Origin of the sequence: Gordonia sp. i37, from assembly GCF_002043085.1 — a bacterium.
GTDB classification, from domain to species: Bacteria; Actinomycetota; Actinomycetes; order Mycobacteriales; family Mycobacteriaceae; genus Gordonia; species Gordonia polyisoprenivorans.
Genome location: NZ_MVPX01000358.1, coordinates 11,876 through 28,235 on the forward strand (window position 1 = coordinate 11,876; position 16,360 = coordinate 28,235).

General features: G+C 69.4%; 4 protein-coding genes. All 4 read left to right on the forward strand.

Translation table 11 applies throughout. The features are described 5' to 3' along the window. The first annotated feature begins 78 nt into the window (after window positions 1-78). The 4 genes from B1964_RS17465 (at window position 79) to B1964_RS17480 (ending at window position 16,159) form a co-directional block, all read left to right on the forward strand. Complete coding sequence (locus B1964_RS17465) at window positions 79-13,944, forward strand: non-ribosomal peptide synthetase (protein WP_079930657.1); 13,866 nt, start codon at window positions 79-81, stop codon at window positions 13,942-13,944. Window positions 13,945-14,006: 62 nt separating this feature from the next. Beyond that, window positions 14,007-14,261, forward strand: coding sequence for an MbtH family protein (locus B1964_RS17470; RefSeq protein WP_079930658.1), 255 nt, complete (start codon window positions 14,007-14,009; stop codon window positions 14,259-14,261). A gap of 1 nt (window position 14,262) precedes the next feature. After that, window positions 14,263-15,387 (forward strand): ATP-binding cassette domain-containing protein, encoded by a 1,125-nt coding sequence (locus B1964_RS17475; RefSeq protein WP_079930659.1) that lies wholly within the window; start codon window positions 14,263-14,265, stop codon window positions 15,385-15,387. Beyond that, on the forward strand, window positions 15,377-16,159 hold the full coding sequence (locus tag B1964_RS17480) for an ABC transporter permease (protein WP_020170462.1): 783 nt from the start codon (window positions 15,377-15,379) through the stop codon (window positions 16,157-16,159). The genes B1964_RS17475 and B1964_RS17480 overlap by 11 nt, the downstream gene beginning before the upstream one ends. Window positions 16,160-16,360: the final 201 nt, after the last annotated feature.

Sequence of the window (16,360 nt, forward strand, 5' to 3'; positions counted from 1 at the left end):
GCCCATCTGCCGTCCGAAGACCCTGCTGAGCCACACCCGGCACCGCACCGAGTCCGGTCCACGCCAAGGAGGCACCTCATGAGTGTTGACGACCTGACCATCGAGCTCACCGACACCGATGGCGCCATCCCGATGACCGCAGCACAGCGCGGCATCTACTACGCGCAGCTCCTCGAACCCGAGGTGCCGATGTCGGTGGCCGCGTTTGCCGAGTTTCACGACGCCGTCGACGCCGACCTGATGTGCCGTGCGGTCGCCGCCACCTCGATCGAGACCGAGTCCGGTCTGATCACCCTGGTCTCCCCCGAGGGCGATGTGAACGCCGGTGAACCCGGAGACGGTGAACCCCAGGTAAGGGTCGATCACACTCGCACCATCCCGCTGCACCGCCGCGACTTCTCCGACGCCGACGATCCGCGCGCTGCGGCGTTGGCCTGGATCGACGAGCACCGCTCACAGCCGACCGACCTGTTCTCCGACCCGCTGCTCGAGACCTACCTGCTCGAACTCGGTCCCCGCCACAGCATCTGGTACTGCTGGGGTCACCATCTGGCATTCGACGGCTACGCGGCGATGTACATGATGCTGCGCGTCGCGGCGCATTACACCGCGCTGGCCACCGGCTCCGATGTTCCGCCCGCGCACACCGCGACGATGGCGCAGGTCGCCGAGTTCGACCGCGATTGGCGTGAGTCACCGAATTTCGCTTCCGCCCTGCAGTATTGGGATTCGCGCCTACACGACGAGTCAGGTGCCCCCGCGGAGATCACCTCGCTGTCCACCGGATCTGCGCCGGCCGCGCCGGTGGCGGTGGTCCGCCCGGCAGTCCTCGACGCCGATCTGATCGCCACCATCCGCGCAGTCGCCGAACGTCACCAGGTGAAGGTGGCGTCAGTCATCACGGCCGCGGTCTCGGCCTACCTCGCCAAGCTCAACAACCGCACCGAGGCGATGACCTCGCTGCCGGTGGCGTGCCGCGACAACGACCTGTTGCGCACCTCGGCGGGTCTGACGTCCAACGTGCTCCCGATCCGCGTCGAGCTGACCGCCGACGACGCCCCGCGCAGCATCGGCGATCTCATCCGCGCCACCAACGGCGACGTCCGGGCGGCGTTGCGCCATCAGCGTTTCCGCCACGAGGACATCACCGGCCGGGTGCTCGACTCGCCCTCGGGACGGCGCGGCTTCTTCGGCCCGATGGTCAACGTGATGCTGTTCTTCGAGCATATCGATTTCGCCACTCTCCGAGGCGAATTGAACGTTCTGTCGACCGGACCCGTCGAAGACGCCTCGATCAACGTCTACGACGGATTCACCGGTGGGATGCGGCTGGATCTCGAGGCGAACCCGAACCTGTACTCCCCCGAGGAAATCGAGACCCACCACCGTCGGATCATCGACTTCCTCGAACGGTTCGTCCGGTCCGACGCCGGCCTGCCGATCACCTCACTGCCGCTGCCCGGGATCGACGAACAGTCGCGCATCGACGCCGCATCGCACGGCGACCCGGTCGATCTCGGCGACGCCACGGTCCTCGACCTGCTGGACGAGGCAGTCCGCACCCACACCGGGCACACCCGTTCGGGAGGCACCGCGATCGTCGACGCCACCTCCGGCGACGAACTCGATCTGGCCGACTTCACCGCACGCGCACAACAACTCGCCGACGCACTGACGGCGCGCGGGATCGGACCGGAGTCGGTGGTCGGGGTCGCACTGCCACGCAGTGTCGAACAGGTCGTCGCGTTGCACGCGGTGCTGCGGGCCGGTGCCGCATTCCTGCCGATCGATCCGGCCGAACCGGCCGAGCGACTCGCCCACATCGTCGCCACCGCGGCCCCCACCGCGATCATCGTGGACTCCGACGGACCGGCGCTGCCCACAGCCGCGGCCACACTCACCGTGTCCGAATTGTCCACCGCATCCACCGATTCCGGGACCCGCCCGTCGCGTCCGCTGCCCGATCAGCCGGCCTATGTGTTGTTCACCTCCGGGTCGACCGGCATGCCCAAGGGCGTGACGATCACCCACCGCGCGCTGGTCAACCGCCTGCGTTGGACGCAGGATCGCTACCGGCTCGCCCCCGGCGACCGGGTGTTGCAGAAGACCCCCGCCACCTTCGACGTGTCGGTGTGGGAGTTCTTCTGGCCGTTCATCTCCGGGTCGGCGCTGGTCGTACCGACCCCCGACGGGCATCGTGATCCCTGGTATCTACGTGAGGTCATCGACCGCCACGCGATCACCACCGTGCACTTCGTCCCCTCCATGCTGGCGGCGTTCGCCGAGACCCTCGGCGCCGAGGTCGACAACGCCACCAGCACCCTGAGCGGCCTGCGTCGAATCCTCACCAGTGGCGAAGCGCTGACCCCGGCCACCGTGGCCGCCACCGCACGCATCACCGACGCACCGATCCACAATCTCTACGGCCCGACCGAGGCCGCGATCGACGTCACCCACCACGACCACTGCCGCGCCGACGAGACCGTCACCCCCATCGGCACACCCGTCTGGAACACCGACGCGATCGTCCTCGATCATCGCCTGTGCCCGCAGCCGGTGGGCGCGATCGGCGAACTCTATCTGGGCGGACCGCAGTTGGCCCGGGGATACGCCGCCCGAGCGGATCTGACGGCGTCGCGGTTCATCGCCACCGCGGACGGCGGGCGCCTCTACCGCACCGGTGACCTCGTCCGCCGTCGCACCGACGGCGCCCTGGAATACCTGGGGCGCAGCGACTCCCAGGTCAAGATCCGCGGCCAGCGAGTCGAGCTCGGCGAGATCGAAACGGTGCTGGCACAGCTCGACGGTGTGTCCTCGGCCGCGGTGGCGTTGCGCGGTGACGTCGTCGACGGTGACGTGGTGCTCGTCGGATACCTGTGCGGTGATCGCCTCGATTCCCGGGACCTGCGAAGCGAACTCGCGCAACGGCTCCCGGCGCACATGGTGCCCACCACCCTCATGCTGCTCGAGCACATGCCGACCACCGCCAACGGGAAGCTGGATCGTCGTGCCCTGCCGGTGCCCGAACGTGCGGGCTCCGAGGCGCACGTGGAGCCGGTCGGCGCGACCGAACATCTCGTCGCCGACACCGTCGGCGAGGTCCTCGGACGTTCGTCGATGTCGATGTCGGACAACTTCTTCGACGCCGGCGGCAACTCGTTGTCGGCGACCCGCGTCGCGGCACGACTGACCCGGGCCACCGGCCGCCGCGTCGGCATCCGCGACATCTTCGACTCCGCCGATCTGCGCGCACTGGCCACCATGGTCGACGACACGGCACTCGATACCGCACCGGACTCCACTCGGTGGCGCTCCCCCAGCGGCCCGGTGCCGCTGTCTCCCGCCCAGCATCGGCTGTGGCTGACCGACCGGCTCGGTTCCGCCGAATCAGCCAACTACCACATCCCGTTCTCGGTGCGCCTCGTCGGCGAACTCGATGTGGACGCACTGCATTCCGCGCTCGTCGACGTCATCACCCGCCACGAACCGCTGCGCAGCACGATGGTCGAGATCGACGGCACCGCGTGCATCGAGGTGCACGACGCCGCCGACGTCGACATCGATCTGACCGTCACCGACACCGACAAGGCCGTGAGCGATCTCGAATTCGCCGGCGCCCCCTTCGATCTCGCCCACGACATCCCCCTGCGAGCCCGCCTGGTCCGTGCCGGGTCCGACGATCACCGACTGACGATCGTCATCCATCACATCGCCGCCGACGGATGGTCGCTGACACCGCTGGCCGACGACCTCGCGACCGCGTATCGCAGTCGCGCCGCGGGGCGCGCCCCCGAGTGGGCCCCGCTGCGGGTGTCCTATTCGCAATTCAGCGCCACCAGGCACGCGGCCATGGAAAGCGATTCCGCCGCAGACGATCTCGAATTCTGGCGGGCCGCGCTGGCCGATGCGCCGGCCGAGACCGAGCTTCCCCTCGACCGCCCCCGCCCGCGTGAACACGATTCCCGCGGCGCCACCACGAGCGTCTGGCTGCCCCCTCATGCGCACGCCGCCCTACACACCGTCGCCGAATCCCGCGGCGCGAGCACCTTCATGGCGCTCCACGCGCTCGTGGCCGCCCTACTGCGCACCGGATCCACCCACGACGATCTGGTGATCGGCACTCCGGTCGCCGGACGCGGCGACGCCGACCTCGACCATCTCGTCGGCATGTTCGTCAACACGATTCCGCTTCGCACCCGCGTACACAAGCACCTGGGGTTCGATGCCCTGCTCGACGCCGTCCGTGCCGCCGATCTCGACGCGTTCGACCACGCCGAGTTGCCCTTCGACCGGATCGTCACCGAACTCAATCCGACCCGCGCCGCAGGCCATCATCCGTTCTTCTCGGTGTCGGTCGCTCTCGAGGACGCGATCACCGGCGGCCACGGTGGTGGCCGGGACAGCGCAGACGCCATCGACCTCGACTTCGCCGATCTGTCGGCCACCGCCTCGCGGATCGACGTGGGGCACACCAAGTTCGATCTGCAGTTCACCTTCACCGAACGACACGACGCCGACGGCACACCCGCCGGGATGTCGGTCGAGATCGGTTATGCCACCGCACTGTTCGACGCGACAACCATTGCCTCGCTGTCCACCCGATTGCGCCGCATCCTCGAAGCCGTGGTGACCGACCCGGCACGACCCATCGGCGACATCGCGCTCCTCGATCCCGCCGAGCGTCTCGGACTGGTCCCCGCCGTCGGGATCGCGGGGCGTCCCGGCGAGCACCTCACCGATCTCCTCGCCGAGGCCGTGCGCGCCGAACCGGACCGCATCGCGGTGCGCGACGCGACCACCTCCCTGACCTACCGTGAGCTCGACCGCCGTGCCAACCGACTCGCACGCGAACTACTCGACCTCGGCGCGGGCCCCGAAAGCTTCGTCGCGGTCGCCCTGCCCCGAGGTGTCGACACGATCACCGCGGTGTGGGCGATCACCCGGACCGGAGCGGCGTGGGTGCCCGTCGACCCGACCTATCCGAGTGAGCGGATCGCGTACATGATCGACGACTCGCACGCCGTTCTGCTGCTGACCGATTCGGCGTCGGCACCGGCGGTGAGCGGCATCGCCGGCGATCGGCGCGTCGTCGTCCTCGATGAGGCCGACGGCTGGACCGACCACGCCGACGCACCGATCGCCGACGACGAGCGACTCGCGCCGCTGTCGGTCGATCACCCCGCGTACCTGATCTACACCTCCGGCACGACCGGCACCCCGAAGGGCGTCGTGGTGAGTCACCGGGGGCTGGCCGACTTCGCGGCGCATCAGGTGGCGCACTTCGGGTTGACCGCGCGGTCACGCACACTGCACCTCGCCTCACCGAGTTTCGACGCCTCGGTCCTGGAGATGCTGATGGCGATCGCGGCGGCAGCGACCATGCACATCGCCCCGCCCGGTCTCGTCGGCGGTCGTGAACTGGCCGAGCTGATGAACGAACGCGGGATCACCCACGCCTTCCTCACACCGTCTCTGCTGTCCACCCTGAGTCCCGACGACGTACCGGATCTGCACGCGCTGGTGATCGGAGGCGAACACCCCAATCCCGAGGCGGTGCGCGACTGGTCGCGCGGCCCGGCGCTGTTCAACGCGTACGGACCGACCGAAACGACGGTGGTGGCCACCGTGTCGGAGGACATCACATCGCTCGATTCGACCATCACCATCGGCCGGCCCATCCGTGGGATCGCCGCGATGGTCCTCGACGAGCGGCTGCAGCCGGTGGCGCCCGGCACGGTCGGCGAGTTGTACATCGCCGGACCACACCTCGCCCGCGGCTATCACGGAATTCGGCCGTTGACTTCGAAGCGCTTCATCGCCAACCCCTTCGGCGCACCCGGCGACCGGATGTACCGGACCGGCGATCTGGTGCGGTGGACCTCCGAGCACGAGCTGGAGTTCCGTGGGCGTACCGACGATCAGACCAAGATCCGGGGGCACCGTATCGAACTCGGCGAGATCGACGCGGTGCTGACCGCCGACGACGCCGTCGCCTCCGCGGTCACCATCACCAGCGGCTCCGGCGAGAGCGCGAGCATCGTCGCCTTCGTCACGCTCGACGCCGACGTCGATCCCGCGTCGACGCTCGCGGGTGTCTCCGACCGCATCCGCGACCATCTTCCCGCACACATGCTTCCCCGCAGCATCGTCGCCCTGTCGGCGATCCCGACCACCCCGATCGGCAAGATCGATCGCCGCGCGCTCGCCGACCCCGAGACCGTCGCCGCCCGCAAGGTCGGCGAGATCGGTTCGGACACCGGTGAATACGTCGCGCCCGTCGGTGCCGCCGAACGCATGGTGGCGCAGGTGATCGCCGAGCGGTTGCAACTCGACCCGGCGAGCGTGGGTCGCGATCACGACTTCTTCGAGCTCGGCGGCAACTCGCTGCTGGCCACCCACCTCGCCGGCGCACTGGAACAGCTCGGCGGGCGTCGTATCGAGGTCCGCGAGGTGTTCGCCCATCCCACCGTGGCCGGTCTGGCGCGGCTGGCGGGCGAGGTCGGCGAGGTCGACCCGACACCGGGTACGGCACCCGCCCCGCCGTCCGACGACGGTCCCGTCGTTCCCGGGCCGGCGCAGCAGCAACTGTGGTTCCTGAATCGACTCGGCGCCGACGATCCCGACGCCGACACCGCCTCGTACACGATCGCCTTCGCCCTCGATCTGCGCGGCGACCTCGACGTGGACGCGCTCCGGGAAGCGTTGCGCCACGCGGTCGATCGTCACGAACCGCTGCGCACCATCTATCCCGACATCGACGGACGGCCCGAGCTGCGGGTTCTCGACACCGACGACGCCGCCGTCGATCTCGCGCTCGAGCACACCACCGCCGAGCTGTGGCCGCAGGCGGCCCGCGCGTTGGCCCGGCAACCGTTCGATCTGACCCGCGACACCCCGCTGCGGGTCGTATTGCACCGGATCGAGTCGCCTGCAGGCGACTCCGATCATCACAAGCTGACCGTCGTCGTGCACCACATTGCTGCCGACGGCTGGTCGATGGCGCCGCTCGCGAACGACATCGCCGGCGCCTATGCGCGGATTCGCGACGGTCGATCATCGTCGCAACCGCCTCTCCGGGTCGGCTACCGCGATCATCTGCGGTGGCAGGCCCGGGGTCTCGGCGTCGATCCCGGCGCGGTCGTCCACCCGCGCCGGATCGACGACCGGGACAGTCGCCTCGCGACGCTCGCCGACTGGTGGGAGGACACCCTCTCGGGGATGGATCACACCCCGGTCCTCGCCCCGGATGCCGCACCTGCACAAAATGATTCGGCCGGCGATCGGCAGGACTCCACCCCGGATGCCGCCGGTGTCGTCCGCGTCGACTTCGGCCGCGACATCCGTGACCGGCTGCGCGACCTCGCCGGTGACCACGTCACCGAGTTCACGCTCCTGCACACCTTGCTGGCCGCGACGCTGCGGCATCACGACGCGCGGCCCGAGGTGCAGATCGACGGCGCCGTTTCCGACGTCGTGATCGGCACACCGGTGTCGGGCCGCACCGATCCCCGGCTCGCCGACATCGTGGGGATGTTCGTCAACTCGGTGGTGCTGCGCACCCCGGTCGACGGGCAGCAGAGTTTCGGCCGGTTGCTCGATGAGGTGCGCGATCGTGATCTCGATGCACTCGTGCACGCCGACATGCCCTTCGAGTACCTCGTGGCCCGGATCAACCCGCCGCGCACCGGCCGTCATCCGTTGTTCTCGATCGCGCTGGCCGCCGACGCGTCGATGCGCGACGGCGCCACCGAGCTACCACTGCCGCACCTGACGGGGCTCGAGGTGTCGGCCGAGGAGGTCGAGACCGGCTCGGCCCGTTTCGATCTCGAGATCCGGCTGCGCTCGGACACCCTGGTCTGCACCTATGCCACCGACGTCTATTCGCGCGCTCGCGTGGAGTCGGTCGCCCGCGATCTGGTGGCGCTGGCACACGCCGTCCTCGACGATCCCGATCGGCCCCTCGACGACGTGCTGCCCTCCCGAGCCGCCCAGGTCCGGATCCCCGACCACGAGGCCCCGGCGCCGCGTCACCTCGCCGACTTCCTGGAGACCGCTGCCGTCGAGCACCCCGATGCCGTCGCCGTCGACGACGGAACCGCTGCGCTGACCTATCGCGAGCTCCTCACGCGCGCCGAACGATGGGCCTCACACCTGCGCGATCTCGGCATCGGTACCGACGACGTCGTCGCCGTCGCCCTGCCACGATCGGTCGACTCGGTGACCGCCACCTGGGCCGTCGCGCTGGCCGGCGGCGCGGTGTTGCCGATCGATCCGCGCCATCCCGACGAGCGGATCGCCCACATGCTCACCGATTCCGCTGCGCTGCTGGGGATCACCTCCGACACCCGCCTGGGCACCCTGCCGCATCCGGTGTGGTGGATCGACACCGTGTCCCTCGATGCGTGGCCGCTGCACTTCGCCTCCCCGCGGACCCCGGAAGAGGAACTGCGGACGGCGGCGCTCGCCGAATCGAGCGCCGACCGACACCCCGACAGCGCCGCTTACGTCATCTACACCTCCGGCTCAACCGGCACACCCAAGGGCGTCATCGTCACGCACGCCGGCCTCGCCGCCTTCAGCTCGTCGCAGCGCGACCGGTACGGAGTCGAATCCGGTGCTCGCACCTTGCATTTCGCCTCCCCGAGCTTCGACGCGTCGATGCTCGAACTGTTGCTGGCCGTCGACGCCGGTGCAACCATGGTGATCGCGCCCACCGACATCGTCGGCGGTGACGAGCTGGTGGACTTCCTTGCCGCCCAAAAGATCACGCACGCGTTCATCACCCCGGCCGCTCTGGCCACCGCCGGTCACCGTGAGCTGCCGGACCTGGTGACGCTGGCCGTCGGCGGCGAAGCAACCACCGCCGAGCAGGTATCACTCTGGGCTCCCGGCCGCCGCATGATCAACTGCTACGGACCGACCGAGACCACCATCGTCGCCACCATGTCGGCACCGCTGCAGCCGGGCGCCGAGATCACCATCGGCACACCGGTGGCCGGTACCACCGCACTCGTCCTGGACCACCGTCTGCGTCCGGTTCCCGACGACTGCCCGGGCGAGTTGTATCTGATCTCGCCGGGAGTCGCCCGCGGCTATCTGCACCGCAGCGCCCTGACCGCCACACGCTTCATCGCCGCCCCCGACCTGCCCGGGGTGCGCGCCGGCACGCCGATGTACCGCACCGGCGACGTCGTGCACCAGCGGCTCGACGGCTCGCTGATCTTCCGCGGCCGCAGCGACAACCAGGTCAAGGTACGGGGATTCCGCATCGAACTCGACGAGGTGGGTGCGGCGCTCGCGGCGCATCCTGCCGTCGAGTTCGCCGCTGCCGCGGTCGGTGGCAGCGGCGCCGATGCGGCACTACTCGGATACGTCCGGCTCGCCGCAGTCGACTCCTGCGCGGTCGACTCCGCTGCCCCCACCCCGGCCGACCTGCGCGCCTTCGTATCGCGCACGCTCCCGTCGCACATGGTGCCGGCCGCGGTGATCGTGATCGACGAGATCCCGTTGACCCCCAACGGCAAACTCGACCGCAAAGCCCTGCTCGCCCTGGAGCGCACGGCTGCGGCAGCCGCCGACGAACCCGCGACCGCCGCCCCGGACACCCGCTCTCCCCTCGCGCTCGTCGCCGAGACCATCGCCGGGATACTCGACATCGACCCCGCCGAGGTCGACGCCGACGCCGACTTCTTCGGTCTCGGCGGAACCTCCTTGCAGGCCACCACCGTCATCAGCCGCCTCAACCGGCACCACGGCGGTACGGCGCTGCGGGTCCGTGATCTTTTCGATCACCCGCGGATCGGCGATCTCGCGACGCTGGTGCATCCCGCTGCCGCACAACCCGTCCCGGTATCCGAGAAGGTCGAACGGCCCGCGGTGTCCCGTCCCGTACAGGTGCCCCCGGCACCGGTTCAGCGCGGACTGTGGTCGATCGCGCGCGCCAACCCGGCGTCGACGGACTACCTCATCCCGCTCGCCATCCGGCTCGACGGCCGCGTCGACCTCGACGCGCTGCGCGGGGCGCTCACCGACCTGGTGGCCAAGCACGTCTCCCTGCGGACCGTGTTCCCCGCGCTCAACTCCGCACCGCACGGGGTGGTCCTGGAGCACAGCCACGCGGTGATCGGCGATCTCGCCGTACAGACCGTCGACGAGCTGCCCGCAGCGATCGCCGAGCGACTCGCCCAGCCCATCGATCCGGTGTCGCAGGCCCCGATCCGGGCGCATCTGCTGGCGCAGTCGCCGGACGCCGGAAACAGCGACGAGAACGGCACTCATGTACTCCTGCTGGTGATCCACCACATCGCCGCCGACGGCGCGTCGCTGCCCATCCTGGCCGCCGACCTCGCCGCCGCCTACGCCGAGCGTCTCGCCGGCCGTACCGACGCCTGGGCCGAACCCGACGTCGACTACCGCGACTACGCGATCCGCGCGGCAGCGCTCGAGGGCGACGATCTCGCGTATTGGACCGAGCTACACGCCGATTCGCCCACCGAGACCGCCGTGCCGGCCACCCGTGCGGCAACAGCCGATGAGGCCGGCGCCGGTCGGGCGGGCACCGTTGCGGTACCGATCGACGATGCCCTGCGCAGCGATCTCGTCGCCTGGGCCCGGGAGAACGCCACCACCGGTTTCACCGTGCTGCACACCGCGCTGGCGATCCTGCTGCACCGACTCGGCGTCGGCGACGACCTGGTGATCGGCAGCCCGGTCGCCAATCGGTCCGGCCCCAACGACGACGGCCCCGCCCTGGACTGCACCGGCATGGTCGGAATGTTCGTCAACACCCTCGCGCTGCGAACCCGGGTACGGCCCGACGACACGATCTCGGAGGTGCTCGAGCGAGTTCGTGATGCCGATCTGTCGGCCCTCGATCGCCGCGACACCCCCTTCGACGAGGTCGTCGAGGCCGTGAACCCCGACCGCAGCCCCGGTCGGCATCCGCTGTTCCAGATCGCGCTGTCGGTCCACGATTTCGGTGACGGGCTCCTGGGGACGGCGTGGCCGCTGTCCGACGAGCTCACCGGCGAGATCCTCGACGTCGGCGCTGCCGCAGCGAAGTTCGATCTCCAGTTCACCGTGACCGGACTCGCCGCCCGCACCGCGCCGAGCTCCTCGGCGCCCGGCGCGATGCTCGAGGTGACCTTCGATCGGACCCGTTATGGCCACGCCGACACCGAGATCCTCGCAACTCGTCTGTTGCGGGTCGTGCGGGCGATGATCACCCACGCCGACCGCCCGATCGGCGATGTGCGGATCACCGATCCGCTCGAGGTCGCCGACATCAGCCCGGCACGCGGCCCCGAATCGGCACCGCCGCTCACCCTCGGCACGCTGTTCGACGAGGCGGTCCGTCGCAATCCGGACGGCTGCGCCGCGGTCGCCGAGAATGCCGACGGCACCGAGGAATCCCTCACCTACGCCGAGTTGGACGCCCGCGCCAATCGGCTCGCCCGGGTGATCCTGGGACGCGACCTCGGCGACACCGAACCGGTGGTCGCGATGGCGATCCCGCGCTCGATCGACGCACTCGTCGCGATCTGGGCGATCGTGCGTTCGGGCGCCGCCTATGTGCCGATCGACCCGACGTACCCAGCCGACCGGATCGCCCACATGCTCGCCGATTCCGGTGCCGTGCTGGTGCTCACCCGTTCCGATGTCGCCGAGCGTATCGGCGACACCGTGCCCACGGTGGTCGTCGACTCGACTGCAACCCGGTCGCGACTCGGCCGCAGCGCACCCACACCGATCAGCGACCGCGAGCGTATCCCGGTGCACCGCACCGACGCCCTGGCCTACGTCATCTACACATCGGGATCGACCGGGCGACCCAAGGGCGTGCTGGTGCCGCATTCCGGACTGCGCGCGGTGCACGACGAACTGCACACCCGCATGGCGCCCGGCGCCGACTCCCGGGTACTGCATTTCGCCTCCCCGAGTTTCGATGCCTCGGTACTGGAATTCCTGCTGGCGGCATCGGGATCGGCTGCACTGGTGATCGTGCCGCCGGACCTCTACGGCGGAACGGCATTGGCCGAGTTCATCGACCGGCACCGCGTCAGCCACGCGTTCATCACGCCCGCTGCGGTGGCGAGTATGGATCCGGCGTCGGTTCCGACACTGTCGCACCTGGCCATCGGCGGTGAGGCCTACGGCCCCGACCTGGTCCGTCGCTGGGCACCCGATCGGACCGTGCTCAACGTGTACGGTCCCACCGAGACGACGATCATCGTCACCGGCAGTGAACCGCTTGTGGCGCACGCCGATCCGAACGAGATCGGCGCGCTGACCATCGGCACACCCAACAACGGTGTCGCCGCACTGGTCCTGGACCCACGTCTGCATCCGGTACCGACCGGGGTGATCGGTGAGCTGTATCTGCTCGGTGATCAGGTGACCCGCGGATATCACCGCAGGCCCGCGCTGACCGCGCAGCGGTATCTACCGGTCCCGATGCTCGCGGGCCCGGACTGGGCCGGCGCCCGCATGTACCGCACCGGCGATCTGGTCGCGCGGGACGAGCTCGGACGTCTGCGCTACGTCGGCCGATCGGACAACCAGGTGCAGTTGCGCGGCTTCCGCGTCGAACTGGGTGAGATCGACGACGCCCTGTGTGATGATCCGACAGTCGATTTCGCCGTCACCGTGCTGGTGGAGGACGACGCGGCCGAGGAGGGATCGGCGGCCCCGGCCGGCCTGCATTCGTACGTCCGCGCGGCCGACGGCGCCACGATCGACACGGCAGCATTGACCCGGCAGGTCGCGAACCGGTTGCCACGACACATGGTCCCGGCGAGTATCACCGTTCTCGACGAGATCCCGCTGACACCGGTCGGCAAACTCGATCGCGCGGCGCTGCCGCAACCCGCACGCGTTGCCGAAGCCGGTCGCGCACCCAGGCCCGGCACGGAAACCCTTGTCGCGTCGACCTTTGCCGACATACTGGGGATCGCACCGTCCGCGGTGCACGCCGACGACGGGTTCTTCGACCTCGGCGGCAACTCATTGTCGGCGACGGAGGTGAGCGCCCGTCTCTCCTCGGCGACGGGTCGCGACATCCGGGTCAACGACCTGTTCGCGGCGCCGACGCCCGCGGAACTCGCTGCCGTACTGGGCGATTCCGCGAGCACAACGCCTGCCGGCGTCTGCAGCCCCGAGTCCGACGACCACGCACCGTCGGCGATGGCGACGGTGTTGCCGTTGCGGCGTCGACGCACCACCGACGGCCCGGCCCCGCTGTTCGTCATCCATCCGGCGATCGGCCTGTCGTGGAGCTTCTCTTCGCTGCTGGCCCATCTGCCCGCCGACCGCCCGGTGTACGGTCTGCAACACCCGGCGCTGAGCGGCGGCGTGTCGCCGAACACGGTGGGCGAGTTGGCAGCTCACTACGTAGAGCAGATCCGGACGATCCACCCGGACGGCCCGTATCATCTGCTCGGCTGGTCGCTGGGCGGTCTCATCGCCCACGAGATGGCCGTGCAACTCACCGAGTCCGGTGAGAAGGTGGGCCAGCTGATGGTGCTCGACGCCTTCGTCGTCGCACAACGTCCCGATCTGGACACCACCCCGGATCTCGGTGCACTGCTCGCCGAATTCGGCATCCGGCCCCGGCATTCCGGCGAGCTGACCATCGAACGTGCGTGGGAGGCGGTCGTGGCCGCGGGCGGACCGCTGGCCTCGCTCGACGTCGACGAGTTCGCCGCGGTGCACCGGGTGTTCGTCGATGCGTCGCGACTCGCCGAGAACTGGCATCCACGCCGGTACGACGGTGATGCGGTGTTCGTCTCCGCGACCGCGGACACGCCGCCGGGGCCGCCGGCCATCGCCGGTTGGACCCGCGCGCTGCGCGGCCACGTCCACGAGATCCGCCTGAACTGCTCGCACGCCCGAATGTTGCAGGGCGAGAACGTACCCGGGTTCGCCCGCGCCATCGCGCAGGCCTGACGCGGGCGCCACCCGGTATCGATCGAGAGTCCACACGAATCACACGAGATGGGAGCATCACGATGACCAACCCGTTCGACAACACCGACGGGGTCTTCTCCGTCCTGGTCAACCACGAGAACCAGCATTCGCTGTGGCCGGACTTCGCGCCGATCCCGCAGGGATGGCAGCAGGTGTACGGGCCCGACGGACACGACGCCTGCCTGGCCTACGTCGAGGACAACTGGCATGACATGCGGCCGGCGAGCCTGATCGCCGCGATGGGTGAGGCGCCCGACGCCCACCGAACCGGGAGGAACCAGGATGGGACGGCATAGTATGGCCGGCGGATTCGACCCCGACCTCAGTACCTCGCGCCCCGGCGCGACCGACCCGATCACCGAGCGCCTCCCCGCCACCGGCTCGGCTCCCGCACTGGAATTGACCGGTGTGACAAAGACCTTCAGCTCCGGGCCGTTCGGCCGCGGACGTAAGGTGCGCGCACTCGACGGTCTGGATCTGACGGTGCCCGCCGGGACGGTCCACGCGTTGCTCGGACCCAACGGGGCGGGCAAGACAACGACCGTCCGCGCCGTCGCCACACTGATGCGCCCGGATGCCGGTTCGGTGAAGGTGTGCGGTCTCGACGCGCTCGCCGACCCGGGTGCCGTCCGCGACATCATCGGGGTGTCGGGCCAGTACGCCGCCGTCGACGGAACGCTCACCGGTTTCGAGAACCTGCGCATGGTCGCCCAGCTGTACGGACACTCGCGACGTGACGCGAGCGAGCGGGCACGCGCTCTGATCAACGATCTGGATCTCGACGCATCGGCCGATCGGCCGATGCGCACCTACTCCGGCGGCATGCGACGACGCCTCGACCTGGCAGGCGCGCTCATCAACGACCCGAAGCTGATCATCCTCGACGAGCCCACCACCGGTCTCGATCCCCGTGGCCGGCGCCAGATCTGGGAGGTCATCGGTGAGCAGGTCGCCACCGGGACGACGGTGTTGCTGACCACCCAGTACCTCGAGGAGGCCGACGAACTCGCCGATCAGATCACCGTGATCGATCACGGCACGATCCGCGCGCAGGGCACCGCGACAGAGCTCAAGGAGACCACCGCGCCGGCGATACTCACCGTCGAGGTCGCCCCGCATCACGATCGGCACGATCGTGGCAGCGGCACCGCCACCGAGGTCATCGCGACCACGCTGGCCGAGGTCGGTCTCGGCATGCCCGAGCGGATCGACGACGTGCGCTGGTCGGTGCCGGTCGCCGGCGGAACGCGCAGTGCCGTTGCCGCAGTGCGCATCTGCGGCGAGTTCGGGATCGAGATCGTCGACGCCTCGGTGACCACCCCCACCCTCGATGATGTCTTCCTCCGGCTGACCGGTCGCGTCGCCGCCGACCCGCCGACGGGTGGGGACCCACAACGATTGGAGCCCAGCGATGTTCGCTGACACCGCCGTCCTGGTGGAACGAAATCTGCTGACCGTCAAACGCATCCCGACCCTGCTGCTCTCGGCGACCGTCCAGCCGTTGATGTTCGTGGTGCTCTTCGCCTATGTCTTCGGCGCCACCCTCGGCGGAGCCCCCTACCGGGAGTTCCTGATGGCAGGCATCTTCACCCAGACCGTCGTGTTCAACGCCGCCTTCACCACCGTCGGTCTCGCCGGCGACATGTCCGGGGGTATCGTCGATCGTCTTCGGTCGCTGCCGATGTCACGCATCGGGGTGATCGCCGCACGCGTCGGTTCGGACATGCTGCTCGGCGCCATCGGTCTCGCGGTCATGGTGGCCAGTGGTCTGGCCATCGGCTGGCGGGTCCGCGGCAGCGCCGGCGACGCGGTGATCGCCTTTGCCGTGATCGCGTTGTTCGCCCTGGCGATGGCCTGGATCGGTGCGGTCAGCGGTTTGGCAGCACCGAATGTGGAAGTGGCCCAGAGCATCGGGTTCCTGTGGATGTTCCCGGTGACATTCCTCTCGAGTGCGTTCATCTCCGCGCAGAGTCTGCCGGGGCCGCTGCGCGCGATCGCCGAATGGAATCCGGTGACCGCGGTGGCGACGATGGCGCGCGAGAAGTTCGGCAACAGTGCGCCACCGGACTTCCCGACGCCCTCCGGTTGGGTCGCCGACCACGCCCTGGGGTACTCGATCGGCGCGAGCCTGGTGATCCTCGCGGTGTGCGTGCCGGTGTCGTTGCTGCTCTACCGCCGATCGACGAGTCGGTAACGACTGATGATCGATCGACCGGGATCGTGACACCATGCTGATCGGACATGTCTACCGTGGAGGGGTGCCACCCTCCACCGATGACACGTCGCCGCCACACCGCGAGGCCGACACCGACGGGCACGGCGGTTTTGCCGCCGCGCCGCACCCCGACCTGTCGTTCGCCGACGATTCCGATGTCTCGATGCGCGCGTTGCTCGA